At 63.2% G+C, this 26,180-nt stretch carries 20 protein-coding genes and 2 pseudogenes; 15 read left to right on the forward strand and 7 right to left on the reverse strand.

What is annotated here, in order from left to right:
- Positions 1 to 25: 25 nt before the first annotated feature.
- Entirely contained in the window at positions 26 to 1,237 is a 1,212-nt protein-coding gene (locus CBI38_RS34595) for an acetyl-CoA acetyltransferase (protein WP_029538845.1), read from the reverse strand.
- A 1-nt stretch (position 1,238) separates the two neighbouring features.
- Positions 1,239 to 2,669, reverse strand: coding sequence for an OB-fold domain-containing protein (locus CBI38_RS34600; RefSeq protein WP_029538842.1), 1,431 nt, complete (start codon positions 2,667 to 2,669; stop codon positions 1,239 to 1,241).
- Positions 2,670 to 3,371: 702 nt separating this feature from the next.
- Between CBI38_RS34600 and CBI38_RS39835 the strand changes: the two are divergent.
- Positions 3,372 to 3,855: pseudogene (locus CBI38_RS39835) on the forward strand (integrase core domain-containing protein); the annotation flags it as partial.
- Between the two features lie 89 nt (positions 3,856 to 3,944).
- On the opposite strand, the gene CBI38_RS34610 reads toward CBI38_RS39835, so the two are convergent.
- Positions 3,945 to 5,267, reverse strand: coding sequence for a TetR-type transcription factor C-terminal domain-containing protein (locus CBI38_RS34610; RefSeq protein WP_230990348.1), 1,323 nt, complete (start codon positions 5,265 to 5,267; stop codon positions 3,945 to 3,947).
- 339 nt (positions 5,268 to 5,606) lie between these two features.
- On the opposite strand from CBI38_RS34610, the gene CBI38_RS34615 reads away from it, so the two are divergent.
- Genes CBI38_RS34615 through CBI38_RS34645 form a run of 7 tightly spaced genes read left to right on the forward strand, consistent with a single transcriptional unit; the run spans position 5,607 to position 12,104 of the window.
- Positions 5,607 to 6,845 (forward strand): CaiB/BaiF CoA transferase family protein, encoded by a 1,239-nt coding sequence (locus CBI38_RS34615; protein WP_109335930.1) that lies wholly within the window; start codon positions 5,607 to 5,609, stop codon positions 6,843 to 6,845.
- A gap of 37 nt (positions 6,846 to 6,882) precedes the next feature.
- Positions 6,883 to 8,031, forward strand: coding sequence for an acyl-CoA dehydrogenase family protein (locus tag CBI38_RS34620; RefSeq protein WP_016881750.1), 1,149 nt, complete (start codon positions 6,883 to 6,885; stop codon positions 8,029 to 8,031).
- Positions 8,032 to 8,088: 57 nt separating this feature from the next.
- Positions 8,089 to 9,081, forward strand: coding sequence for a hydroxymethylglutaryl-CoA lyase (locus CBI38_RS34625; RefSeq protein WP_418328364.1), 993 nt, complete (start codon positions 8,089 to 8,091; stop codon positions 9,079 to 9,081).
- Complete coding sequence (locus CBI38_RS34630; RefSeq protein WP_109335931.1) at positions 9,078 to 10,340, forward strand: acyl-CoA dehydrogenase family protein; 1,263 nt, start codon at positions 9,078 to 9,080, stop codon at positions 10,338 to 10,340. The genes CBI38_RS34625 and CBI38_RS34630 overlap by 4 nt, the downstream gene beginning before the upstream one ends.
- Positions 10,340 to 10,873: an FAS1-like dehydratase domain-containing protein gene (locus tag CBI38_RS34635; protein ID WP_109335932.1), complete on the forward strand. Its 534-nt coding sequence runs from the start codon at positions 10,340 to 10,342 to the stop codon at positions 10,871 to 10,873. The genes CBI38_RS34630 and CBI38_RS34635 overlap by 1 nt, the downstream gene beginning before the upstream one ends.
- An 8-nt stretch (positions 10,874 to 10,881) precedes the next feature.
- On the forward strand, positions 10,882 to 11,304 hold the full coding sequence (locus tag CBI38_RS34640) for a MaoC/PaaZ C-terminal domain-containing protein (RefSeq protein ID WP_204165026.1): 423 nt from the start codon (positions 10,882 to 10,884) through the stop codon (positions 11,302 to 11,304).
- Between the two features lie 32 nt (positions 11,305 to 11,336).
- Positions 11,337 to 12,104, forward strand: coding sequence for an SDR family NAD(P)-dependent oxidoreductase (locus CBI38_RS34645; RefSeq protein ID WP_109335934.1), 768 nt, complete (start codon positions 11,337 to 11,339; stop codon positions 12,102 to 12,104).
- 229 nt (positions 12,105 to 12,333) lie between these two features.
- On the opposite strand, the pseudogene CBI38_RS34650 reads toward CBI38_RS34645, so the two are convergent.
- Positions 12,334 to 13,774, reverse strand: a pseudogene (locus CBI38_RS34650) (IS1380 family transposase).
- A gap of 529 nt (positions 13,775 to 14,303) precedes the next feature.
- Here CBI38_RS34650 and CBI38_RS34655 point away from each other — a divergent pair.
- Entirely contained in the window at positions 14,304 to 15,374 is a 1,071-nt protein-coding gene (locus CBI38_RS34655; protein ID WP_109335935.1) for a tyrosine-type recombinase/integrase, read from the forward strand.
- Positions 15,375 to 15,423: 49 nt separating this feature from the next.
- Here the strand turns inward: CBI38_RS34655 and CBI38_RS34660 are convergent, their stop codons facing one another.
- Positions 15,424 to 15,753, reverse strand: a complete 330-nt coding sequence (locus CBI38_RS34660) for a hypothetical protein (protein WP_109335936.1) — start codon at positions 15,751 to 15,753, stop codon at positions 15,424 to 15,426.
- Positions 15,754 to 15,928: 175 nt separating this feature from the next.
- Between CBI38_RS34660 and CBI38_RS38675 the strand changes: the two genes are divergently transcribed.
- The gene (locus CBI38_RS38675) at positions 15,929 to 16,144 is read left to right on the forward strand and encodes a hypothetical protein (protein WP_204165058.1); all 216 of its coding nucleotides are present in this window, start codon (positions 15,929 to 15,931) and stop codon (positions 16,142 to 16,144) included.
- Positions 16,125 to 17,321: a hypothetical protein gene (locus CBI38_RS40875; RefSeq protein ID WP_204165059.1), complete on the forward strand. Its 1,197-nt coding sequence runs from the start codon at positions 16,125 to 16,127 to the stop codon at positions 17,319 to 17,321. The genes CBI38_RS38675 and CBI38_RS40875 overlap by 20 nt, the downstream gene beginning before the upstream one ends.
- A gap of 141 nt (positions 17,322 to 17,462) precedes the next feature.
- Here CBI38_RS40875 and CBI38_RS34670 read toward each other — a convergent pair whose 3' ends face one another.
- Both CBI38_RS34670 and CBI38_RS34675 read right to left on the reverse strand, forming a co-directional pair.
- Positions 17,463 to 19,253 (reverse strand): ISL3 family transposase, encoded by a 1,791-nt coding sequence (locus CBI38_RS34670; protein WP_109335937.1) that lies wholly within the window; start codon positions 19,251 to 19,253, stop codon positions 17,463 to 17,465.
- 340 nt (positions 19,254 to 19,593) lie between these two features.
- Complete coding sequence (locus CBI38_RS34675) at positions 19,594 to 20,724, reverse strand: acyl-CoA dehydrogenase family protein (RefSeq protein ID WP_109335938.1); 1,131 nt, start codon at positions 20,722 to 20,724, stop codon at positions 19,594 to 19,596.
- A 218-nt stretch (positions 20,725 to 20,942) separates the two neighbouring features.
- Here CBI38_RS34675 and CBI38_RS34680 point away from each other — a divergent pair, with 218 nt between their 5' ends.
- From CBI38_RS34680 to CBI38_RS34695, 4 genes are all read left to right on the forward strand, one after another.
- Entirely contained in the window at positions 20,943 to 21,404 is a 462-nt protein-coding gene (locus CBI38_RS34680) for a nuclear transport factor 2 family protein (RefSeq protein ID WP_230990349.1), read from the forward strand.
- Positions 21,401 to 22,654, forward strand: a complete 1,254-nt coding sequence (locus tag CBI38_RS34685) for a cytochrome P450 (protein WP_109335939.1) — start codon at positions 21,401 to 21,403, stop codon at positions 22,652 to 22,654. The genes CBI38_RS34680 and CBI38_RS34685 overlap by 4 nt, the downstream gene beginning before the upstream one ends.
- A gap of 84 nt (positions 22,655 to 22,738) precedes the next feature.
- Complete coding sequence (locus CBI38_RS34690) at positions 22,739 to 24,880, forward strand: acetate--CoA ligase family protein (RefSeq protein WP_230990350.1); 2,142 nt, start codon at positions 22,739 to 22,741, stop codon at positions 24,878 to 24,880.
- Between the two features lie 116 nt (positions 24,881 to 24,996).
- The gene (locus CBI38_RS34695; RefSeq protein ID WP_016881739.1) at positions 24,997 to 26,178 is read left to right on the forward strand and encodes an amidohydrolase family protein; all 1,182 of its coding nucleotides are present in this window, start codon (positions 24,997 to 24,999) and stop codon (positions 26,176 to 26,178) included.
- Positions 26,179 to 26,180 lie beyond the last annotated feature (2 nt).

Genomic DNA, 26,180 nt, shown 5'->3' on the forward strand with positions numbered 1-26,180 from the left:
GACCTCCATATTGATGGTCGGGGGATCAGGAATTTAGTTCGGTTCCGACGATCGAGACGAACGACACGCACTCACCGGGTCCACCGCCGAGGTTGTGGGTCAGCCCCAGCTTCTTTCCCTCAACGAGAGTGCCGATGCGGCGGTCCTCCGGGGCCTCGCCACGCAATTGCAGCCAGCACTCGAACAACATTCGCAGACCGCTCGCACCCACGGGGTGCCCGAATGCCTTAAGGCCGCCGTCGGGATTGACTGGAAGCTCTCCGTCGAGATCGAAGGTGCCGGAAAGTACTGCCTTCCAGGCAGTTCCGCGGTCAACGAAGCCGAGATCTTCCATCAGCACGAGTTCAGTGACTGTAAAACAGTCGTGAACCTCCGCCATCGCGATCTCGGTACGCGGATCGACCACACTCGCTTCGGCATAGGCGTTGCGCGCCGAAGCGACTACCTCGGGAAACGAGGTGAAGTCGTATCCGGGGTCGACGTTGCCGTCAGCGGCACCCGACACCAGAGACAACGCTTTTACGTAGAGGGGATTGTCGGTATACCGATGAGCGTCCTTTGCTGGGACCACAATAGCCGCCGACGCACCGTCCGACACACCCGAACAATCGAAGATCCCGAGTTGTCCCGCAACCAAGGGCGAACGGGAAATGGTCTCGAGCGACACCTCCTTGCGGAACTGCGCGCGCGGATTGGAGGCCCCGTTGCGGTGATTCTTCCATGCGATCCTGGTCAGGACAGTCTTGAGTTCGTCACTGTCCACACCGTACTTCTCGGCATAGGCTGGACCGAGTAGGCTGAAATTTGCTGGTGCAGTGGTTGTTCCGAGGGTTCCGCCTGTGGCGTCGGACGGAATCGAATGTCTGAGTAGTCCTGAATAGCCCGAGTCCTTGAGCTTTTCTACTCCGACCGCCATAGCCATGTCGTAGGCGCCACTTGCTACGGCGTAACACGCATTGCGCAGTGCCTCCGATCCGGTCGTGCACATATTCTCGACGCGGGTTACTGGTTTTCCACGTAGCCGCAATGGTCTGCTCAGGCTCAGCCCTGAAACCCCGGACAGGTAGGTTCCCAGCCAGAAGGCATCAACGTCCTCCAGTGCTACGCCGGCGCTAGCGGTCGTCGAACTTACGGCGTCGAGAATCAAGTCGTCGGCCGAGCGGTCCCAATGCTCACCGAATGTGGTGCACCCCATGCCGATGATGGCAACTTGATCACAAATTCCATGCGAAGCCATATCAGCTCTCCTTGGTCTGGCGACGTGCCGGCCGGGCTTTCCAGAAATAGTTGTGAACACCGTGGGAGGTCATGAGCCGACGGAACGTCATCTCGACGGCGGCTCCGATCGTCGGGGATTCGCTGCTGTCCGTCAGTTCGCAGCGGAAGCGGCCACCGCCGTGAAAGTCCACTACAACGGCAACCATTGGAGGGCTGGGGGTATAGGCCAACCGGTCTACGGTGAAGGTGGCCACGCGGGCCGGAACGTCTGCCATCGGCTGTAGGGTCGCATCGTCGATGGCGCCACAGCCATAGCAGACGCGAACCGGCGGCAGACTGACGGTCTGACACCGATCACAACGCGACCCATGGAAGCTGTACTTCCACTTCTCCGATCGGTGGGTCGGCGGCGCCGCCGGTGCCTCCGGCTCCGGCCGTCGGGGCGGCTCACGGCGCAGAGTTCCTTTCCATGACAGGTAGGTAGCGTAACTCAGCGAGTCGTCACCGGCCGCAATCTGTTCGGCGACCGTCAGCGTCGAGGCCAGCTGATTCGCGAGGTGTTCGGTCGTGCGCAGGATCAGGGTGGAAGCGCCATCGGCAAGCAGAACCAGCGCGATCGTTTGTCCCGGAGTTGCGCGGTCGAGTACGTCAGCGAGCAGGACGCCAGGCTGGGCAGTTCCAGGGTTGCCGATCGACGTGGTGAGATCTGGTGCGATGGCATCGGGACCGGCGCCGCTCGATGCGGCGAACTGCCGAACCGCTTTTGGGGACAGTCCGCACACGACAAGGTGGTCGACCTGGTCAGCGCCGATTTCTGCCTGGTCGAGAGCTGCCGAGAAGGAATCAGTTGCGAGGGGCGCGTACACATGTTCGCCGAAGCGCTCTTCCCATACCCGCGACGTAGTGTCGCTGGGCAGCCGCCAGCGGTCGAGGAATTCATCGGTTATCGAGGCGTGCGCAATGAGCTCGGCAATGACCGGGGCATCAGCGGTTCCTGCCCCGAACAAGAGTGCTGCCGCCGCATCACCGCCCTGCCGTTCGTCGGCCCCTCCGGGCAACCCGGTTCGTACGTCTGAGAGAAGCGCGAGAGCAGGTTCCGTCGACTCGGCAGCGGCGAGAACAGCGCCGATGGACGATCGAGGTGCCCCGCCGAGGTCGACTGCCAGCGCCCTCGCGGGAAGACTGAGTGCTGCGTGGATGACAGCAGCATTTGTCTTGTCGAGATACGGAGGATTGGCGGTGGCGAAGTACACGCGCCCCGGCGCGACGGTCCCCGGGAGACCGCGCAAGGCGATGCGGGCGGCCTCGACGGCCATGGACGTCGTGTCTTCGTCGTAGGCGGCGACCGAACGAGACCCGGGCCCGCCGGGCCCGCCTAGGACCGACCCGATTTCTTTTACGCGCAGGCGATAATGCGGTATGTACGCACCGTATGCAATGAGGCCGCTCACGTGGCTCCTTTGTGGTGTATCAGATTTTGATTAGAATCTAATCTAAATCGTGTTAGGTAGCAATGACGGACGCAGCTGTCCGTGGTGAGGCGGCGGCGGTTTCGCGGCTGACGCCGTCCTGTCACTGGAATCACAGCGGCAAAAGCACGAGAGAGCGGTGCTTGAGTGTCACTCGGATCCTGGTTACGCGACAAGGGAACCAAGATTCGAACGCGAGGTAGGGGCCGGTTTGAAGCGCGGCCCCTGTCCCATGATTTGAATCTGGATTCGATCACGGTGTGCTGGGCTAGCCGGCGGCTCTCTGGTCAAGTGGGGACGCATTCCGGCGGAAGTGGCCTGTGGTGGTTCGAGAACCGACTTCTCTGAGCGCCGATGCGGGGTGTCGGTCGGCCGCGCAGAACATGAGAGTCGTCCTCGAGTATCCTTCCGGGCTCGCCACCACGGAATGTCTGGCGTCACGACCGCGAGAGAGCTTGGTGCCCGAGCGTGGCCGCTGCCTGCGTCGACGCCCGGACCACGACGCCGGAGAACACCTCGATCAGGGCCGGTATAGGAGGCGAACGGGGCCGAACTCGGGATCAAACAGGAATTTATCAAACCCGTCGCCCCTGGCGGAACGGGAACAGTCGAATGACTCAACAGGACTTGCATACCACGTCGCCACGGCATAATCGGAGGCCTGGCTCCGTGCCGCCGATCGGTTTCCAATGCTCACCGGCAACCGCCAAGAAATGGGCCGGCCGTCATCGAAAAGGTGGGCGATGAGGCGATGCAGGACCGCTCGTTCCGTCCACACCACGGCCCGCACCGCGCCGCACCGCGTCGCGAACCGAACGGCGGATCGTTTGGCTGCGGTTCACCCGCAGCTGGGGCCGCACCGCATCGGCTACTACCTGCATCTGGCCCGATCCACCGTCGAAGCGGCCTTGCGCCGCTATCGGATAAGAACAACCGACACAACAAGCCGGGCGTAGCGGTGTTTGGCGTTCTCGCAGCCCAATGGGATGGTCAAGCGCTTCAATCGCACCTTGGCCGCCGAGTGGGCGTACGCCGAGAAGTATCTGTCCGATGAGGTCCGCTCGGCGACCTACCAGTCCTGGCTCTATCACTACAATCGCCACCGATCCAAACCGGAATCGGCGGCAAGTCGCGTCGGCATTCCAACGTCCCCAGGAATTGCATTTAGCTCCAGGATCAACCATCACCCCAGGCGGCAAGGCGCGCCCTGCCCTGGATGAACCAATTGCCTACCGAAGGCTCGCTGGACCAACCCCCTTACGCAGTAGCGGCGCTGATCTTGGCGGACGTCAGTTCACCTGCGATGCCGTCGAAGACAAGTGTCGAAAACTGGATCGCGAGTTGTTCAGGGTTCAGGTCTCCATCAGCGCTGTACCACTCGACTGTCCAGTTGAGAGCGCCTGTCATCAACATGGTGACAACCATGGGGTCGAGGTCGTCACGGACCTCGCCTGCGGTGATCGCTTCGTTCAGGAGTCCACGCCAGTAGTCCAGGTAGGCCCGCTGGTTAGCGACGGTCTGTTCACGCACCACGTCGGAGATCTGTCCGAGGATTCGGACTAGCGCTGACGTGTACATGCTGCTCCGAAGTACCGAGAGTAGGTGGGCGGTAAGAACTGTGGAGAACCTTTCGAGCGCTGAAGCGGTCGCTGGCAGCGCATTGACACTCGTGCGGGCAAGATCGTCGGTCCGTTTCCAGGCGGCGAGCAGCAATTCGCGGACGAGGTGCTCACGGGAGTCGAAGTAGTAGTACATGCTCCCGGTCTGAATGCCCGCCGCCGCCGCGACATCCGCCAGACGTGTCCCGGCATAGCCGTTCTGGCGGAACACTTTTGCGGCACCGTCCAGTATCCGTTTCGCACCGTCTGCCATGTCGTCCTGGCGCTCCGCGCTCAGGAGTACGGTCGACTCCGCGGATTTGACGGCCTCTAGTTCGCCGTCCAATGGCCGGAGTCCGCTCGATTTCGTGATGGCGAGACCTTCGAGGAACAAGGACTCGAATTGCTGCTTGAACGCTGCTGCAGACAGGCCGTCTCGGCGCGGTCGAAACCAGTCGGGGACGGAGTTCATCGCGCCGAGCAGGAGCATGCGCAGTACTGAACTGTCGAGGTCGGTCCGGATTTCGCCCGACTCGTGAGCGTCGTTGACCAGTCCGCGCCAGAATAGGCCGTACTCGCGTTGCTCATGGAGACGACGCTTACGGATCTCCTCGGGCACCTGTCCGATGATCCTGATCGTCGCTGCCGTGTAGTCGCCGCTCTCGAGCGTGGAGTCCAGATGAGCGTCGATCGCTTCCCGTAGGCGATCGAGGCAAGAAGCGTCATCGGAGAGGGCCGCGACGCGACGTCTGACGTAGCCACTCGTGCGTTCTTGGCCGACTCTGAGGACCTCCTCGACCAGTTCTTCACGTGAGGGGAAGTGGTAGTACAGACTCCCGGCCTGTGTGTCTGCCGCGGCGGCCACGTCGGACAATCGCGTACCCGCGTACCCCTTTGTGCGGAAGGTGTGTGCTGCAGAGTCTAGGATCCGTGCCCGCGTGGCCATGGCCTTCTTGCCTGGCCGGGTTCGTCCACCACTCATGATTCCCTCCCCATCGCTCTCTTGATGCTGTGGCGACGGACTCCGCGCCTCGCATTGAATCTGTATTGGATTCGACCAGCATACCGACTCCGTTGAGTAAGTGGGCGTCACCTGACCAGGCGGACTGTCATGTGGTGCGGCATGTGTACATGCCGACAGTCCATGTAAACCACGGTAGCGGGCCCATGCTGCGAGGTCGTCGGATCCGGGTCGCCGAGCCTCGCATTCGAAGCCTTGACCCTGCAGCGGTTCGTCATTAGATTAGAGCCTAATCTGGATTAGGTTAGAATTCTGCTATCGTCCGTCCCTTCCCTCAGTTGAGGAGCTCTGGAGAAAAGTATGATCAGGCTCTTGGAGGGCATACGTGTCCTCGAATGCGCATTGCTTCCCACTGGCGACCAGACGAGCCGGTTGCTCGGCGATCTGGGAGCAGACGTAATCAAGATAGAACGACCCGGTACGGGCGATTACCTGCGCGAACTGGGAGATCGCATCACGCCGCAGAACAGCGTCTTCCATCTGTTGTGTAACCGCAATAAGCGCAGCGTCGAGCTCGACCTCCGTAGTGACGAGGGTCGAAAGATCTTCTTCGAACTGCTTCGGACCGCTGACGTCTTCGTCGATGGATTTGCCGGCGATGCGTGTGACAAGCTCGGTATCGGGTACGCGGAGCAAAGGGCCGCCAAGCCGGACATTATCTACACCCAAGCAAGCGGTTTCGGTGCGCGCGGTGACTACAGCCAGATTCCCGTGCACGGCTACATGATGGGTGCTGTCGCCGGGCAATCGCAGTACGATGTGTCCGACGAAGGTATGGTGACTGAGGTTGTGGCGCCTGAGGGCGTGTATTTCTCCGGCTCGATCGACGGTCCGCTTTCTACCGCACTCTACGCGGCACTGACCACAGTCGCGGCAGTGCGTCACCGAGACAAAACCGGTGAGGGCGCATATATCGACGCGGCCGGAGCCGATGCGGTGCTCGCAAACCAGAGCCTGGATGCAGTCATGGCGTGGAACTACGACCAGATTACCGACCGCCGGAATCCGCCCCCGCCCGTCGGCCTCGACCCGCGGAGGCGACCGAAGTACACGTACTACCAGACCAAGGACGGTAAGGCGGTTCTGCTGGCCGCGATCGAGCACAAGTTCTGGGACAATTTCTGCTCCGCGGTCGGACGCCAAGATCTGATCGATGTCAAGAACACCACCTTCGCAGTCGACTTCGCCGACGGTGGCCGAGCGGATCTGTTCGACGAGCTCGCGCCGATCTTCCGCTCCAAGACAGTTGCCGAGTGGATGGACATCGCGCGCGAGCACGACATTCCGCTGTGCCCGGCCAACTCCAAGAATGACACGTTGGCCGACCCGCATCTGCGAGCTCGCGAGATTGTGCACGAGTCGGTCCATCCGGTGGCCGGACCGTACCGGAGTACCGGATGGCCGGCGCCGGTCTCGGGTCAGCCCTTCGACATCGGACAGCCGGCGCCAGCCCTCGGTGAGCACACCGACAGTGTGCTGGAGCAGCTCGGCTACAGCGAAGAGGACATCAGTGCACTGCGTAAGCGCGGAGTGATCTGATGACCGGCTCGAGTAGCTCCACCTGGGCGGCTCGCTGATGAAACGTACAATTTTCGATGCCGAGCACGAGATGTTCCGCGAAAGCTTCCGCCAATTCCTGGACAAAGAGGTGGTTCCTTACCACCTGCAGTGGGAACGCGACGGCATAGTCCCTCGTGAACTGTTTTACGCGGCAGGAAAGCTCGGATTCCTCGGGATGGACGTGCCGACACAGTACGGCGGCGGCGGGGAACCGGACTTCCGCTACAACTACGTGATCCACGAGGAAGTGCAGGCCGCGGGGGTGAACGCCTCCGGCCTAGGCATGTCATTACACAATGACACAGGGATCGCCTATCTGCTGCACTGCGCAAACGAGGAGCAGCGCGAGCGATGGCTGCCCGGGGTCGTGACCGGCGACCTGATCACCGCGATCGCAATGACCGAGCCAGGGACCGGATCGGATCTGGGCGCGGTGCGAGCGACTGCGATTCGCGACGGCGAGCACTACGTCCTCAACGGGTCGAAGACGTTCATCACCAACGGAATCAACGCCGACATTGTCATTGTTGTCGCGAAAACGGATCCGTCCAAGCGAACCGGTGGTTTGAGCCTCATCGTCGTCGAGCGTTCTCAGGTCGGCTTCACCCGCGGCCGCCGGCTCGAGAAGATCGGAATGCATGCGCAGGATACTGCAGAACTCTTCTTCGAGAACGCCCGTGTTCCGGCTGCGAACCTTCTCGGCGAGGAGGGAGCCGGATTCCACTATCTGACCCAGAATCTACCGCAGGAGCGCTTGGCGATCGCGACAATCAGCGTTGCCGCAGCACGTGCAGCTCTCGAGTTGACTCTCGAATATACGAAGGAACGCACGGCATTCGGACAGAAGGTCGGGTCATTCCAGAACAGCAGATTCTCGCTCGCCGAGATGCATTCCGAGATCCTCATCGCGACGACGTTCGTGGACAAGTGCGTGTTGGCTCACAATGCAGGCGAACTCAGTGCCGAGGAGGCTGCTGTTGCAAAGTGGTGGTGTAGCGATCTGCAAAACCGTGTCGTAGACAGATGCCTGCAGCTGCACGGTGGATATGGATATATGAGCGAGTACCCGATCGCGCGGGCTTTCGTCGACGCCCGAGTGCAGCGTATCTATGGCGGTACGAACGAGATTATGAAAGAGATCATCGGTCGATCCCTCGGGGTGTGACGTTGATGGATGCGGGCACATCGGCGATTCGAAGCCGTTGAGAGAGTGGAGACGAACATGGTGATGCACACCCCGACCCAGGTTCCGGCAGCGGGTCTGCCGAACGCGGTCGCTATCTACGAAGTTGGCCCCAGAGACGGGTTGCAAAACGAAAAGGAGACGATCCCGACATCGGTCAAGATCGAGTTCATCGAGCGGCTCGCCGGAGCGGGCCTGAACACGATTGAAGCCGCTGGGTTCGTACACCCGGGGCGGGTCCCACAACTGGCCGATGCCGAGGCCGTCCTCGACGGTCTCGACTTGGGTTCGGATCTGCGGTACCCCGTCCTCGTACCCACCGTCAGCGGGCTGAAACGTGCACTCGGTCGGGGGGTGGGTGATATCGCGATCTTCGGTAGCGCCACCGAGACCTTCTCTCAGCGCAACCTCGGCCGCAGCATCGATGAGTCGATCGAAATGTTCGCACCAGTAGTTGCGATGGCGCGGGAGGAGGGTGTCCGTGTTCGTGGTTACGTCTCAATGTGCTGCGGAGACCCGTGGGAAGGCGAGGTGCCGATCGACAATGTGGTCGCCCTCGCCGGTCGGATGATGGCACTCGGCTGCACTCAACTGGCACTCGGCGACACCATCGGAGTAGGTACGCCGGGGCATGTTACCGAGCTGATTGGTGCGTTGGTCGACTCGGGAATCGGTATCGAGGCCATCGCCGTGCACTTCCATGACACATACGGGCAGGCATTGGCAAATGTGCTGGCGGCCCTCCACTGTGGAGTTCGCACGATCGACAGCTCGGCCGGTGGACTCGGGGGGTGCCCTTTCGCGGAGAGTTCAGCAGGAAACCTCGCGACGGAGGACCTCGTGTGGATGCTGCACGGTCTGGGTATCGAGACCGGTGTAGATCTTCACGCGCTAGTCTCGACGAGCCTGTGGATGGCTGAACACCTCGGCCGCCCCAGTGTCTCACGCACAGTTCAAGCCCTCGCAGGCTACTCGTGTCCACCCCTGGGACAGGACGATGCCGGTGTAAGCCTCCTCGAGGTGCAGCGATGACCGATCTCGACGGATCTGTGGACACTCTGCGGGTCGAACTGCAGCAGTGGGTAGCGAAGAATGCGCCAAAGGGGCTGCGGGAGTTGATCGATTGGAGACTCCGAGCTGACCTCCCCGGGTCGGCGGGCAGTCTGCAGGGCGAAGAGGAACTCGCTCGAGCACAGGAAGACCCACTGTTCAAAGAGTGGGAACAGCGCTGTCTGGAAGCTCGTCTGGTTTGTCCGGCGTGGCCGGAGGAGTACGGCGGTCGTGGTTGGAAAGCGCCGCAGATGACCGCGTTGGACGAGGTTTTTTACCAGGCGGGACTACCTCGGGTCGATCGGGTTCAGGGCGAGTCGATGGTTGGACCATCGATCATCCTGCACGGAACGGACGAGCAGAAGGACTACTACCTGCCTCGGATCATCTCCGGCGAGCACCGATACTGCCAGGGTTTCTCCGAGCCGGGTTCGGGATCGGACCTTGCGTCGGCAAAGACCCGCGGCGTAGTGAATGACGACTCTGTGACGATCACCGGTCAGAAGGTATGGACCTCTCGTTTCGCCATCGCCAATATGATCTTCGTCCTGTGCAGGACAGATCCCAGCGCGACGAAGCACCGAGGGCTGTCCTACGTGATCACAGAATTCACACCCGGATCGAACGGCATCGAAGTCCGCCCCATTCGCCAGATCACCGGTGCCGAGGAGTTCGCCGAAGTTTTCTTCGACGGGACAGTGGCGCCACTCTCGGGCGTAATCGGCGGATTGGGCAAAGGCTGGCAAGTCGTGCAATCCACCCTCGGATTCGAGCGGGCGGCCGCTGGGCGCGCGACGACGATGCTGCTCCAGGCGCGCGAGCGGGAACTTGAGCAGTTGGTGCAACTCGCGCGGAGCAACGGTAGGCACAAAGACCCAACGGTGCGTCGAGAACTCGCGTGGGCGAAAACACAGGTGACGATCTTGCGCAGCAGCTGGATGCGGACTGTCGCAGAAGTCGCCGCCGGAAGAAATCCGGGTCGGCAGATGTCGACCTGGAAGCTCGGATGGAGCGAATATCACCTCCGTCTAGGCGCGATCGCTCTTGAGATCGCAGGCACTGCAGCCCTCGTTCGACCGGACGACCCCGGCTATGCCGTCGACGCCTGGCAGGACGTCTTTTTGGCCGCGCACTCAGGGACGATTTATGCAGGTACGAGTGAAGTCCAGCGCAACATCATCGGTGAAAATACACTTGGGCTTCCGCGTGAGCCTCGAGTGCAGGACGGGGCGCGGAGCTGATGTCTGCGGAGAATGAGCGAAGCGAAGCGAAGACAGTCGTAGCCGATCAGTCCGAGGGCGGATTCAGCTTTCCCATTGAGGCCGGCCACATCATGATGTTCGCTCGTGCCTTGGGTGATGACAACCCTGTCTATTACGACGAGAGCGACGAGGAAACTCGCCGTCGTGGCGGAATCACGGCACCACCGACATTTGTTGCGGCAGCAGCACAATTCGACCCGGACTGGCCCTACCGTCCCCGGGTGGGGGTGGAGTGGAACGGCTCGGGGCGAGGCCCGGGGACGGCGCCGGTGTCTTCGGGTGGGGGAACAAGTCTTCATGCCGAGCAGCACTATGAATATCATGTGCCGCTCCGCCCCGGCGATGTGCTGCGTGTCGATCGGGAGTTGGGTGACTCGTGGGAGAAGGAAAGCCGGCGTGGGGGAATGTTGAAGTTCTCCGAGGAGGTCACCCGCTTCGTGAATCAGCGCGGCGAGCTCGCCGTCACGGCGCGACGGGTTCGCGTTGTTACCGAGCGCACCGTTGAGGAGTGAGGAACAGCATGTCCACGAAAATTTCTGAGCTGTCCGTAGGTGACACGCGTGAATCGATTGTAGTACGGGATCTTTCGAGAACCCAGATTGTGATGTACGCCGGCGCGTCGGGAGACTTCAACCCGCTGCACAGCGATGAGGTCTACTCCGTTGAGGTTGCAGGGTATCCCACGGTGATCGCCCACGGTCAGCTGACCATGGGACTTGCCGCGAAACTCTTCACCGATTGGATTGTCGATGGCGAGTTGACCGGATTCGGTGTGCGCTTCCAGCGTCAGGTGTGGCCCGGCGACACGCTGACAGCTACCGCCACGATCACGGCGGTCAGTGACGACGAGGGTTGCAGGGTGGTCGATCTCGACCTGGTGACTGTCAACCAGGCCGGGCAACCCGTAGTCACGGGATATGCCCGGTTACGCGAGTACAACTAACAACGGCGGATACGCCGAGGCGGAGGAACAGAGTGGACGACCTTGGAAAGATCGGATCCGGAGAGCGGACGGTACTCGTCGCCGGTGGTAGCGGCGGAATCGGATCTGCTATCTGTCGTGCGTTGGCCCGAGACGGCTACGACGTTGCATTGACCTACCGCCGAAACGCGGAGGCCGCTGAGCGCACCGCAGAAGCGGTGCGAGAGCAGGGAGCGAAGGCATGGGTGCATCAGGTCGATCTGACTGACGCGCAGAGTACCCGCGCCTTGGTGCGCGGTTTGCCGCGACTCGACGCGGTGGTGTACGCGGCAGGCCCTCAGATACCCATGCGCTACACCGCCCAGATCGAGCCCGAATTGTTTGCGGAACAGCTACAGCGGGATGCCGCGGCGTGCTTCAATCTTCTGCATCCAGCGATCGAGCCTTTGCGAGCGAGCCGAGGCTCGGTGGTATGCCTGGTCACAACCGCATTGCTTCGCTACGCTACGCGGGATCTGTTGTCCGCAGCTCCCAAGGGTGCCGTAGAGCAGGTGGTGCGCGCGATCGCTGCAGAGGAAGGCAAGTACGGGGTTCGAGCGAATTGTGTCGGTGTCGGCGTCATTCAGGCCGGCCTCTTGGAAGATCTTATCGAGAGCGGCGAATACGACAAACGAGCACTCGAAGCGGCGACTCGCGCGACTCCGCTTCGGCGATTCGGATCCCCGGAAGAGTTGGCCGATGTGGTGGCATTCCTTGCGGGACCCCAGTCCACCTATGTCACGGGTCAGACCATACGGGTCGACGGCGGATACTCCGTCTAAACAAGCGGTCCGCGTGACGCGGGACCGACGGGGTTCCCTCTCCGACTATGGCTGATGAATAATCATTCGACTATAGGTGGCGGGTGACGGCGTCGTCGGTTTCCTCTATCCGATCCTCGGCTTATCCTGGATCCACCGATAGGGGCGGGTCGGTTGATGGGTTCGGTTGCGGCCGTTGATGGGCTGTCGGGACGTGGGTGATCGCCCGACCGATGTGTCGGGTTGTCCACTAGGGTTTTCGGGTCGGGACCGGAGGAGGCCGGGCGGGATAGGTGGCCTGCGGTTTTCGTCGCCGGGTGGAGGCGAACAGGCGTGTCCATTCGGCTTCCCAGGGCCAGTCCCGGGGCAGGTGCAAGGTGAGGCGGCGGGCCGAGGACGCGATCCGGGCCGGGACAGATATCAGGGTGCAGCGGATGGTGGCGGTCGTCGCCCTGGCCAGCCGTGCGCCTGTGATGGTGGCGGTGGCGCGGGTGAGGCCCAAACGCCATCACCGCGAGTACCAGCCAGGCACTGTTGGCGGCGAACCGTCCCGAGGGCAGGTGCGCGAGCGCGGAGTTCTTCAGGTCGGCGTGGACCTGCTCGATGATCGCGTGCCCGCGGTGGACCTTGTCCGCGGCCACGGTGTCCAGGACGGCCGGGTCGGTGGTGGTGAAGAACGCGTGGAACCGCCAGGTGTCGAACAGTGAGCCCTGCCCATCGGTGTTTTCCCGCAGGTCGGGGATGCGGCGCACCACCAACCGGCCCGGTGTCCGCTCGGAGGCGAGGCGGGTGAACGCGGTGAAGTCGATCTCGGCGACCTCGGCGCGGGAGATCCACCGGCCGGTCTGTTCGTCGTAGACGGCGTCGGTGTACTCGATCGGGGTCCACGCATCCTCGTCGATGGCAGCGATCGCCGCTTTCACCGTCGCGGTCATCCGCACCGTGACCGAGACGTCGGCGCCGCCGCGCAGTGCCGCGGACACGGTCGGGTGCCCGTAGAAGGCTGAGTCGGCCCGCACCAGCACAGACCCCGGCGACACCTGCGGGCGCAGACGACCGAGTGTGGCGAGGGCGTCGCGGACCATCCGGGATGCCCCGCGTGGGGATCCGCAGCCACCGCGGCGCAGGCGTTGGCCGACGATCACCGGTGCCCGCCCGTCGGTGGTGGCGGTGGCGATCAGCGCGTTCAACCCGCGGATCCCGGTGTATCCGTAGCCGGCGCCCTGCTTCCGGTGCCCGTGCACCGGGACGATGGTGTCGTCGAGGTCGAGCAGCACCCGCCCACCGACTTCGGGCCCACCGATCAGCGGTGTTCGTTCGTCCAGGCCTTGCAGGAATCGGGCGGCGACGGCGTCGAGTTGGCGGACGTGTCCGAAGGTGAACTCACGCAGGAACGAGCCCAGCGTCGACGGGGCGTACGGGCGGTCGAAGACCGTGGGCATGGCGCCGTGCCGCAACAGTGCCATGTCATCGATGCTGTCGGCGCCGGCGACCATGCCCGCCACCAGCGAAGACACCTTCCGGCCCGGATGCGCGCCCTTGTCGGTCGGCACCGACACATACTCATCCGCCAAGGCTTCCAAGCCGCACAGGTGTGCCAGCCCCAGCACCGGAACCAGGCCGGCCGACGCGAGGAGGTTGCGGTCATCGAACGCCGCGGCCGTCACCGGTCGGGTATGAGATAGTTGCACCCTAGAGATGCCCTTCGTGTCGATCGAACTGGTTCTGTGAGAAGTCCAATTCTTTCAGCACGCAAGGGCATCTCGCCGTTTCGACTCACCTACCCCGACACCACATCGGTGGATCCAGGATCATGCAGGCACCGACGAAAGTAGTGTCGGCTGCCACCTTGAGCGCGGGAGTTGGTGGAATCAACTTCCTTTCGCCATGGTCGCTCATTGGAGCCCCAACAGATTGTTATCCCCGTTCTATCTCGCAATGCTTCTCAGGTTCGCGTTACGCACAACGTTGATTGTGCGAAACGCGTAGCTCTTCGGTTTGGCTGCCTGGCGTGTCCGTGGCCATGAGAAAGTGGATCCGGCGCAATTTTCGTGATTACTATGGGGCGCTTGACTATCCGGCGTGGATGACGCGTTTGCGGAGTAGGTCGAAGTTGGCTCGCCCGTACATCTGCCGTTTGAGCATCTTAAAAGTTACGTGGAATCTGGCCGTGGGGATGATCATGTCTCCTCGGTGTTGACCACGAACTGAGGAGACGGCTTGAGCGGCACGGTGGTGTTGGAGGAGAAGTGGCCGGTGCTGGGCCGGCATGTGCAGGCGGCCTGGTGGCTGCGGGTGTGGACCGATCTCGGGAGGGCGCCTCGGACGATCGACGCCTACGCCCGGGGGCTTGCCGAGTACCTGGAGATGTGCGAGCGGGAGGGTGTCGACCCGCTCACGGCGAGCCGGGCGCATGTCGGCGTCTATGTGCGGGAGTTGACCGACCGGCCCAGCCGCCGTGGCGCGAACGTGGTGGCGCTCGATTCCGGTTCCAGTCTGGCGAATGCCACCATTCAGCAGCGGCTGGTGCCGGTGCGGCTGTTCTACGACCACCTCATGGAAGAGGGCCTGCGCGAGTCCAATCCCGTTGGCCGGGGCCGTTTCACACCCGGCCGACGCGGTGGCGGCCATCAGCGTGGGTTGGTGCCCCGGTTGACGAAGCTGCCCTGGATCCCCACCGAGTGGCAGTGGGCGGACATCCTGACCGTCGCCGCCGAGGAACCGGTCCGCAACCGCCTGATGCTGGCGCTGGCCTACGATGCCGCGCTGCGCCGTGAGGAGCTGTGCGCGCTGCGTACCGACGATCTCGACCCGGCCCACCGCACCCTGCGGATTCGGGCGGAGACGACGAAGAACCGGCTCGAGCGGGTCGTGCCCTACTCGGCTCCGACCGGGGTGCTGCTGTCGGACTATCTCGCGCACCGGGCGAGACTCAGCAGGGCACGCGGATCGCTGTTCCTGTCGGAGTCCCGCCGCAATCACGCGCAGCCGCTGAGCCTGTGGACGTGGTCGAAGGTGGTGCGACGGATTGCCTTGGCCGCCGATGTTCCGCGGTTCTCCACGCACACCACCCGGCATCTGTGTTTGACGGATCTGGCCCGGATGGGCTGGGAGCTGCATGCGATCGCGACGTTCGCCGGGCATCGCCACACGGACTCGACGCTGCGATATATCCACCTGTCCGGACGGGATCTGGCCGACAAGCTCGGCCGCGGCATGGACCACATCCACGCATGGCGCATCGGAATGCTCACCGGCATGGACGCCGCGACCGCAGGAACACCACAGTGACCGCGCCGCTGTCGGGGACCCCGATCTGGACCCCGAATCACGTTGGTGCTCACCGCTCGTCGCGCATCACTTCGACACCACTATCAACCTCCGAGACGACGAGGTCCGGGCCATCGGTGAACTCGGCGTGCGCAACCTGCGGCGGCTGCAGTATCACGATCCGAACGCGCCCGGCTGGCACGTGATCGGACGACTGCTGCGACCGCTGGAGACGGTCAACGCAGCGCTGGATTCGCCGGCCACCGCGCATCGGCGGCGCGCCATGGCCGACGCCGTCGCGGTCCTGCTGGTGCGCTGCGCCGAGAAGGAGCGGACCTTCTGGGGCTGGAGCACGCAGGAATGGGTGCATCTGCTCGGCCGGGATCAGGCCGAGTTCCACCGGAACGCACCCCGCCTGGGCCGGCGACGAGGTCCGCCCCTACCTCGCCGCGCACGCCTACCTGCTGGGCTCCTTCACCGAGTTCCACCGGCTCGGCAGCTTCCAACGCCTGACCCTGTCGTGGCGGATCTTCGGGCGCGACCGAGTCGACGGCGAGATCGCCCGGCTTCGTAAGGTGCTCGCCGAGTGGGGTTATCGGCTCGGACACGGCGACGACACGCTGCTGCCGATGGTGGCCTGCCAGCTGTTCCTGCTCAACCGCAGCCCGCACCTCGAGGACCTCACCACCGACCTGTTCGAGCGGGTCCGCCGTGACGGACTGCTCGGCGGCGCCCGTCTGAACGCTGTGCATGCCGTGCAGCGGGCGGTGAATGCTTCTCGGATTCTGTGACCCGCCGCCCACGACGACCGGTCGTGGCACTGCTCGGGCGGCCGGCGGTGCGCAGATCTGGCAGCGGTGGGTCGACCGCTGGTACGCGACCTCGACATTGACGCCGCGGGCACGCGGCAACGTCCGGTCCCGCCTGCTCAAGGTCGGCCGCTGGATCGCAGCCGAGCATCCCGACGCCGCCGATCCGACGGCGTGGACCCGGCAGACCTGCGCGACCTGGGTCGCCGCGCTGGACCGGATGAACGTCGGCGACTACGTGCACCGCACCACCGGACTCGAAGAGCGCATCGGCAAGCCGCTTCAGGCCTCGACCAAGGACGGTCACCTCGCGGCGATCCGGAGGTTCTTCACCGACTGTCAGGAATGGGAATGGCTGCCCCGACGCTTCGACCCTGGGCGCGCACTGGCCACTCCACGCAGCATCACCGCGCTACTCGGCCCGAACCCACGGGTAATTGCCGACGACATCTGGGCGAAGCTGCTCTGGGCGGGACTGAATCTGTCGCACGCCGATCTCCCCGAGACACAATCCGGGAACTTCTACCCGTTCGAACTCGTCCACGCGATCACACTGTCCTGGTTGTTCTCCGGACTGCGCAGCGACGAGATCGCCCGCCTGCGGGTCGGCTGCATCCGGTGGCAGCACGACGACACCCCCATCGTCGGCGCCTCCGATCAGGTGCTGGCGCGTGACGCGGTCTGCCTGCTCGATGTCCCCGCGCACAAGACCGGCACCGCGTTCACCAAGCCGGCCGACCCGATCCTCGGCCAGGCCCTCGACACCTGGCATACCCTCCGACCCTCACAACCGCAGTTTCACGACCGCCGCACCGGCGAGCGAGTCGACCTGCTGTTCGCCTTCCGCGCCCGCCGGGTCTCCTCGTCCTTTCGTCATCAACACGGTCATCCCGATGCTCTGTCACAAGGCCGGTGTCCCGACCGCCGACGTCCGAGGGAACATCACCAGCCACCGGGCCCGATCGACGATCGCCAGCCAGCTCTACAACGCCAAGGAACCGATGACCCTGTTCGAGCTGCAAGCCTGGCTCGGCCACCGCTCACCGCAATCCACCCAGTACTACGCAAAAATCAGCCCCACCACGCTGACGCGGGCCTACACCGACGCCGGATACTTCTCCCGCAACGTCCGCACCATCGAGGTCCTTATCGACCGTGATGCCGCCGCCGCCGGCGCCGCCGCCGGCGCCGCCGCCGGTGGCGACGCGCCATGGCAGTACTACGACCTCGGACACGGATACTGCACCTACACGTTCTTCGAGCAATGCCCACACAGGATGGCGTGCGCCCGCTGCGACTTCTACGCCCCCAAGGCATCCGGCAAGGGACAACTGTTGGAGGCCAAGGACAATCTCCAGCGCATGCTCGGCGCGATCCCACTCAGCGACGACGAGCGCGCCGCCGTCGACGAGGGACAGACCGCCCTCGACAACCTCCTGAACCGGCTGGTCGACGTTCCAACACCGACCGGCACGACGCCACGCGAGATCGGCGCCCCGCCGACCGCGACCGAGCTACCGATCGTCCCGGTCAACCAGCGCAAACGAGAGTGAGCTTGACATCTCAGATTCCACAGAATGATCCTGTTCACATGCCCCTCGACGGCGCCGGAGTTGTGCGGCAGTGTTAGCCCCGCGGTAACGGCATCGAGATCACGGACCAGGCCCGCAGCAAACGACCGAAGTGCCGGTGACCCTTCTTGCCGGGCGCGGCCGATCCAGGCGTTCAGGTCCTGGCCGCGCCGATCAACCATGATCTCGGCGAAGTCCTGGACCAGTCGACCGGTGGTGGCGAGCGCGGGGCTGCGCGCCAGGAGCGCGTCGCGCCCGGCCCGGTCCTCGTCGGTGAGCCGGTCCGGTCGTCGGGTCAGCCACCCGGTGACCCGCCGGACGCTGGGCGCGGCCGGCCTCGAGGGCAGTGCGGTGTGTGCGGCGCGCAGTGGCTGCAGGAATCGGCGCACGGTCTTGGTGCTGCCGTGGTAGCCGAGTTCGGTGATCTCGCGTGTGAGGACTGCCGCGTCGACACATCCGCCGGCGACGCGTTCACGCAGGTAGGGTGCGTACTCGTCGAGCAGACTGCGGCCGGTCCGTGTAGTTGGCAGCAGGTCTTGGGCATCGGCGGTGCGGGCGAAGCGCCGGACCGTCTTACGGTCGAGTGGCAGTGTCCGGGAGATATACGAGATCGTTCTTCCCTGCGCGAGCAATTCGTGGACGGCGGCGTGGCGTTCCCGGGTTCGGGTGGCCAAGCGACCGTCAGCGATACCACTTTCGGTCGGGTCGGGAGGCGCGGAGGAGGGGTTGTCGATCGCGTCGTTGGTGCTCGTGGTTTCGGTGGGTGGGCGCAGGTCGGCGCGGTGGCGGATCACCGTCTTCTCCACCGCAGCGGCGAGGTTGTGCCATAGGTGCCAGCGGTCGGCGACCTGGATCGCGTCCGGGGCACCGGTGCGGACGCCTTCGGCGTACGCCCGGGCACGATCTCGGCAGACCACCTCTATCTCGGGATGGCCGCGCAGCCAGGTGGCGACGGTGCCGGCGGTGCGGTCGGGCAGCAGGTCGATCGGTGTTCGTGTCTTCATGTCCACCACGACGGTGCCGTAGACGTGGCCTCGGCGGAGTGCGAAGTCGTCGATACCGAGGACGGGCACCTCACCGATGGGTCGGTCGGGTATCGACCGCACTGCCCGCAGCAGGGTGTCCCGGCTGACGGCGACACCGAGTCGGCCGGAGAGTCGGGCGCCGGCCCGTCCTGCCGCGGCCAGGCCGATCGCTTCGATCATCGCTGTCCTCGCCGGTGTTCGCAGACTCCATCGCTCGGTCAAACCCGCGATCTGCTCGGCGAAAGTTCTTGCCCCGCAGTCAGTGGTGTCGCAGAAGAGCCGGCGGGACCGGACATCGATCAAGACCGGATGCCCGCCGATCGCGGTGTCGGTCAACTGTCGGCGATACCGCGAATGCCTACGAGTGGCCTCACCACCGCACCGCGGGCACCACGCTCGGTCACCTCGGGAACGGGCCTGGATTCGGATCGTCGATCCGACTCGCCAAACACCGACAACATCGATACTTGCCAGATGCGGGAGTAGGACCCGCACACCGTCTTCAGCGCACCCGGAGAATCCTCACCCGACCTCGTCGATGCAGGTCAGTGACACACCCAGCGGCTTCACGAAAATTGCGCCAGATCCACTTCTACCTGACCATTGCACGGCGTCGGTGATTGGGCAAGAACCGCGAGTGCCAGTGCGGCTCAATTCCGAACTGGCGGGGCTAATGATGGTCGCCGCAGCTGCTGCGATCAGTTGTGATTGCACTCCGGGGTGGGATCGAACCGTCCCGAGGGATGTGGGGTCCATGGAGCACATTTGGCATGAAAATGCTTCGGGCTGTGTGATACTCAATCGCTGAGAAGTCTCAATCGATAGAGGAACGGACTCAGAGACCGATTCCCCCGGCGATCAGATCCTGCTGGTATCTGATGCCACCGAAGAGTGCTTCGGAGCTCTTTGCACGCTTGAGGTAGAGGTGAGCGTCGTGCTCCCAGGTGAATCCCACGCCGCCGTGAATCTGGATGTTTTCACTGGCGGCACGGGAGAAGACCTCGGAGCAGTGGGCGTGAGCGAGGGCTGATGCCATCGGCAGCTCGTCATTCGCGGCGGCGGCTGACAAGGCGTAATACGCGGCGGACCGTGCGGATTCGACCCCGAGCAGCATGTCGGCGCACCTGTGCTTGATCGCTTGGAAGCTGCCGATCGGTCGTCCGAACTGCATTCGCATCTTGGCGTACTCCACCGACATGTCAAGGCAGCGAGCCGCTCCACCGAGCTGTTCGCAGGCGAGACACACGGCGGCGAGTTGGAGTGTGTGTTCCAGAGTTGACCACCCACTTCCGATCTTGCCAAGTAGTTGGGCTGGGGTTCCATCGAACTCCACCGTCGCCAATTTGCGGGTCTGATCGAGTGTTGGCAGTACGCGTCGCGTCATGCCGGGCGCGTCGTCGCATTGCACGACGAAGAGAGATGCTGCGTCGGTTCCGATGCTGCCCGGTGTACGCGCCGAGACGATGAGGGTGTGCGCAGTGTGGCCATCCACGACCAGGGTCTTGAGACCCTTCAATCGGTAGTGAAGGCCGTCTGGGGTGGCTTCCGTGGTGGCCACGCCGGGCTGCCAGGTGTCGGTAGTCTCAGCGAATGCAAGTGCGCCGCGGACCTGGCCGCCTGCGATCCCGGGCAGCAGTAGCTTGCGCTGTTCGTCCGTGCCGCCGGCGAGTATCGCATTAGCGGCCAGGACCACCGAGGACAGGAAGGGCGCGCAGAGCAGTGCTCGGCCCATCTCCTCGAGCACGAGGCCAGCTTCGATCACTGTGTATCCCATTCCTCCGTAGATCTCAGGGATGAAGAGCGCCTGCAGCCCCAGCTCCTTTCCCATTTGATCCCACACTGCAGTGTCGAAGCCGTCCTCGGTGTCCATGAGTCGCCGAACCTCGGCAACCGGAGACTTCTCCTCGCAGAATCTGCGGACCAATTGTTGGAGTTCGCGCTGCTCATCGGTGGGGGCGAAGCTCACGGTAGTCCTCTCTGATGGCCACTCTCGATCGAACGTGGCGTGGTATCTGATGAAAACGTAGTGCCTAATTTAGAAAAGAGTATCGCAACATCGGAAGCTTAACTAGGTGCTTGTTCCATTGACTAGCGTTCGAAATCTGTGTAGAAAACGAAGTGTTACGTTGCCGTCCTTCCAGTATGGGCGGGCGGCCATGCATTCCCGTGAGAGGGTGAGCGCTAGTGACAGTGAAGGACAGCATCACGGTCGTCCGGGAGTTCACGGACGGCCTGCGGGCGGGCGACGTCCCAGCATGCCTCGACCTTCTGGACGAGGCGATTGTGTTTTCCGAGGCGGATAGCCTTCCCTTCGGCGGCGACTACGTAGGTAGGAATGGTTTTCTCGGCATGCTCCGCGCCGTGAACCGGGACTTCCGTGTCGACCTCGAACAGCCGGAGATCGCAACGGCAGGATGCCGGATCCTAGTGACGGTTCGCGGGATGTTCACATCACGCGTGACAGGACGAAGTCTGGCCTTGGACTGTGTCGACCTCTATCAGGTGCGAGACGGCAAGATCGTCCGCGTCGATGTCTTCTACAAGGACTCCCACGCGCTCACCGAACTCTGTCGAGAAGAGGTCGCGGCGGCAGCAACTGGGCAACCCCATTCCACCACTCCCGACGATCGAGACGAGTTCAGGTGAACGACCAGCAGATTGACAAGATGAGCGGTGGTTGCAGCGCGCTCCAGGCACTGGGGCACGACTATGATCACTACGACCCCGAGTTCGCGTTGGATCCCCATGCGGAGTTCGCGGCCCTACGAGCGAAGTGCCCTGTGGCGCACACGGACAACTACGGCGGCTTCTATGTGGTGTCGAAGTTCGACGACGTCGCCGAGGTCCTTCATGATGCGACGACCTTTTCGTCGTGGCCGGCGGACACTCCAGCGACGCCGGGGCACACCAGGCCGTTGATTCCGCTTGAGGTGGATCCGCCCGACCATCGACGTTACCGGATGATCGTCGATCCGCTGTTCCGACCCAAGGCGATCGAGCACATCGCGGAATCGGTTCGTCAGTACGCCATCGAGTTGGTCGACGGAATGCTGGAGTCGAAGGAATTCGACTTCATGGCCGAGTTCGCCCAGCCGTACCCCAGTGCTGTGTTCCTCCGCCTGGTTGGACTCGACTTCAGCGTGGAGCAGCGAGACCAACTGTGCGAGTGGGCAGGGACTATTCTGCATACCACTACACAGGGCGCTGAGCACGGCGATGTCGAAGCTCAGACCGCAGCCAGGCTCGACGCAGGGAAGGCGCTACACAACTTTCTACGCGGACTCGTGGATGACCGACTCGAGACGCCGGGCGACGACATCATCTCAGTGCTGATCAAAGCTGAGATGCCGGGGCAGCGGAAGCTCGACTACCGAGAAATCCTCAACTTCGCCTACGTCTTGGTGTTGGCCGGGCTCGACACTGTCACGACGGCAATTGGCTTCAGCTTCATGCATCTAGCACGCCGACCTGATCTACAGGATCAGCTCGCCGCCGATCCGTCACTGATTCCCGGGACCATCGAGGAATTGCTTCGGTTCGAACCCATCGTCCATGCCAGCCGCACGGTCACCGAGAGGAAGGTCATCAGTGGCGTCGAGTTGCAGCCAGGCGACCGGGTTGTGTTGCCACTGGCATCCGCGCACCGAGACGAAGACGTCTTCCCCGATGCAGACCAGATCCTTATCGATCGCACGTCGGACAAGTCGATGGTCTTCGGAGCGGGTAGCCATCGTTGTCTCGGTTCGCATCTCGCGCGTCTGGAGCTGACCATCGCCTTCGAGGAGATCTTCCGCCGTATTCCGCGGTTCTCCCTTCCTGAGGATGCGAAGCTCACCGCACACGGTGGCCAGACGCGAAGCCTCGCCGTTCTGCCTTTCCGCACGTGGCGTGACTGATCGACTGCGTCCCCACGCAGAAAAATCTTCGTCAACACATTTCGCATTCGTCGAGTACTACAAAGCACAGGAAGGCACACAGACATGGCGGTTGAGCAGATGACGCCCCCGGCGGAGGTCGGGGAGGGTTCCTCGCAGTTACGAGGAGATGTCGTCAAGTATTTCCTCGAGCCATCCTCTGTTGCCGTCGTGGGTGTTTCGACCAGTACGGGACAGGCATACAAGGCCGGGGGTCGAGCCGTCCTGGATCATCTCGGAGTGTACGGCTACGAAGGTGAGGTCACGGTCATCCATCCGACGGCTACCACCGTCGAGGGTCACCCGGCTCTACCATCGCTGCGGGACATGAGGTCGGCGCCAGACGTCGTGGTCATCGCTGTACCGTCGGGAGCAGTTCGAGGTGTTCTGGAGGACTGTGCCGCCATCGGGGCACGTCAGGCTTTGATTCTGACGGCAGGATTCGCTGACATGGGCGAGGCCGGCCATGAGTTGGAGCGATCGCTACTGAGCTATGCCGAGGCGCAGGGCATCAATGTTGTCGGCCCCAACAGCACAGGGCTGGTGAATGTGCGCACTGGTTTGGCGATGAGTATGACATCGGTCCTCACCGAAGGTGAGCCCATTCCGGCAGGGCGGATTGCAGTGATCGCGCAGAGCGGCGCAATCGGTAGCACGATCGTTGAACGTGCGCGCAATGCAGGTGTCGGCATCTCCCATATCGTGAGCACCGGCAATCAGCGCGACATGGACATCCCCGACTTCATCTCCTACTTCGCCGGTCTGCCGGAGGTAGACACGGTTGCGCTGTATATGGAGTCGATTCGGGACGGGCAACTGTTTGCCGCTGCGGTACGCGAACTCGACGAGGCCGGCAAGAGACTAATCACCTACCTTGGCGGACGCACCGCGGCCGGTGAGCGGGCGGCCGCGAGCCATACCGGCAAAATCGTTGGCCGCGGCGCACTGGAGTTGGGCTTGTTGCGGGCGCTCGGCGTCACCGTGGTGGACGACCCCGACGATTTGTGGGTCCTGGGAGCGATGAGCGCTCACGGCCGGGAATTTCCCCGACAGTGGGGAATGGTCGCCTACTCGGGAGGTATGGCGGTGCTCGCGACCGAGCAGCTCTCCACCGCAGGGGTAGTCTTCCCCCCACTTGCTCCGGGCACCGTCGACACGTTGAAGTCCCAGCTACCGAACTTCGCGAGTATCCCGAACCCATTGGATGTGGGGCCGGGTTCGATGCCCGTCCACTTCGGAGGGTACTTGGCGGCAGTCGCTGAGGATCCTTCAGTCGAGGCCGTGTGCGTACCACTACCCATGGGTGCGAGAGGCTGGAACGCCCAGAGCGTCAAAGACATCTTGGACGTGCGACGCAACACCGGAAAACCCGTCGTAGTGCTCTGGTACGGAGGTGACGCGGTGCAGGCCCACATCAAGGAGCTCCGCGAAGGCGGAGTTCTGGTTGCGGAGAGCCCCTCGGATCTCGGCCGGGTCGTTCGAGCGTTGATAGGTCCTGAGCGAGTAATCGCATCAGGGAGCGCGGCACCGACCGAGGGCGCAGGGCCTGCGTCCGCTCCGGCGACCATCGGAGGCGCTACCGCTCTGCAACTTCTGGTGGACCACGGACTGAGTGTCGCGCCGATGGCTGTCGGTGACCACGCGACGTCGGTGGCAGCTGCCGCGGATAGTCTCGGGTATCCCGTGGTGGTCAAATCTGCCGATGACGACATCGCGCATCGGACCGAACTCGGACTCGTCGCGGTCAATCTGACGAACCCCGCTGATGTAACGGAGGCCGTCACCCGAATGGATGGGGTCGTGTCTCGTCCGGAAGGCGCACCCGCACCGACCTGGTTGGTGCAGAAGATGATCAAGGGCGGGGTCGAACTCGTGCTCACCGTCCGCGATGCAGACGATCTGGGAATCTTCGGCAGCGTCGGCGTCGGAGGTGCCGCGGTGGAGGTGCTCCGTGACGTCGAGCAGGTGCCGATTCCCTGTGATCTGGACACCCTCCGGAAGGCGCTGTCGCGACTGCGGATGGCGGAATTGATATTCGGATTCCGTGGCAGCAAGCCGCTCGACGACCGCTGGATCCTCGAGACGCTGAACCGAATGGGTGATGTGGTCCGCGAACACGGGCTGGCCGAAATTGAGATCAACCCGGCAATTGTCGACGAAAACGGAGGGACGATCATCGACGCCCTCTGTGTCCGCGCAGTTCGATAAACATCTTGTAAACCCACCAAATTCTGAGTAGATTTAGATTAGTCCGATCACGCGGATGTGGCTCCTCATTCCGACAGAGGAGGTATCACTCTGCCAACGCGATGTCTGGAGAACCCATGAGTGAGACCGAACTTCCCCCCGTACTCGATACCGACCAGCACTACTACGAGCCGCTCGACGCTTTCACTCGGCACATTCCGAAGGAGTGGAAGGAGCGCACCGTCCAGACAGCGAATATCGACGGTAGAACCCGGCAGATCGTCGGTGGCAAGATCGACCACACCGTTACCAACCCGACCTTCGATCCCATCGTGAAGCCGGGAGCGATGGCTGATTACTTCCGGGGAAACCCCGAGAAGCGGTCGCTGGTGGAGATCCTCTCGGATCGTGAGCCGATTCCGTCCCACTACCGCAACAGGGACGACCGAATCCTCAAGATGGATGAGCAGAACCTGCAGGCCGTCTGGATGTTGCCCTCGTTGGGAATGGGCTACGAGGAGGCGCTGCAGCTCGATCCAGAAGCCGCCGGCCAAGCATTCAAGGCGTTCAACCGGTGGTTGCTCGACGACTGGGGATACAACTACAAGGACCGCATCTTCGCTTCGCCCTACCTTGCGTTCGGGGACGTGGACACCGCCGTAGGTGAGGTCGAGCACGGTCTCGCGAACGGGGCACGCATCTTCGTGGTCCGCGCGCAGGCCGTGTACACCGACGGTGGATGGCGTTCCCCCGGATCGGAAGTATTCGATCCGATCTGGGCACGTATTCAGGAGGCAGGCGCGACGGTCGTCGTCCACGTGGGCGAGGTTGGCGGCTCGGGTCTGGACAAATACACGAGCTACACCGGAAACATCATCGGCGGCATTGCATCGCCACTGCAGATCGCCGTCGGTCACGAGCGGGCCATCGCCAACTACTTGGCAGCGGTAACCTGCGACAAACTCTTCGAACGGTTCCCAGACCTGCACATCGCCTCCGTCGAGAACGGTGCGGAGTTCCTTCCACTGCTGGTGTCGGGCCTCAACCGTGCAGGATTCCAGCGACCGGGCTACTTCGCATCGGACCCGGTGGAACAGTTCAGGCAGCACGTGTGGGTGGCACCGTTCTGGGAGGACAACCTCACGGAGGTCGTGCACCACCTCGGTGCGGAACAGGTGCTGTTCGGCTCGGATTACCCGCACCCGGAAGGGCTCGCCGAACCGCGCCAGTACGAGAAGGTCGCCACGGAACTGAAGGACCCTGTCTCTGAGCGCAAGGTCATGTGGGACAACGCGGCGAAGCTCACGAAGCTCATCTGAGC

This window comes from Rhodococcus oxybenzonivorans, assembly GCF_003130705.1.
GTDB lineage: Bacteria > Actinomycetota > Actinomycetes > Mycobacteriales > Mycobacteriaceae > Rhodococcus_F > Rhodococcus_F oxybenzonivorans.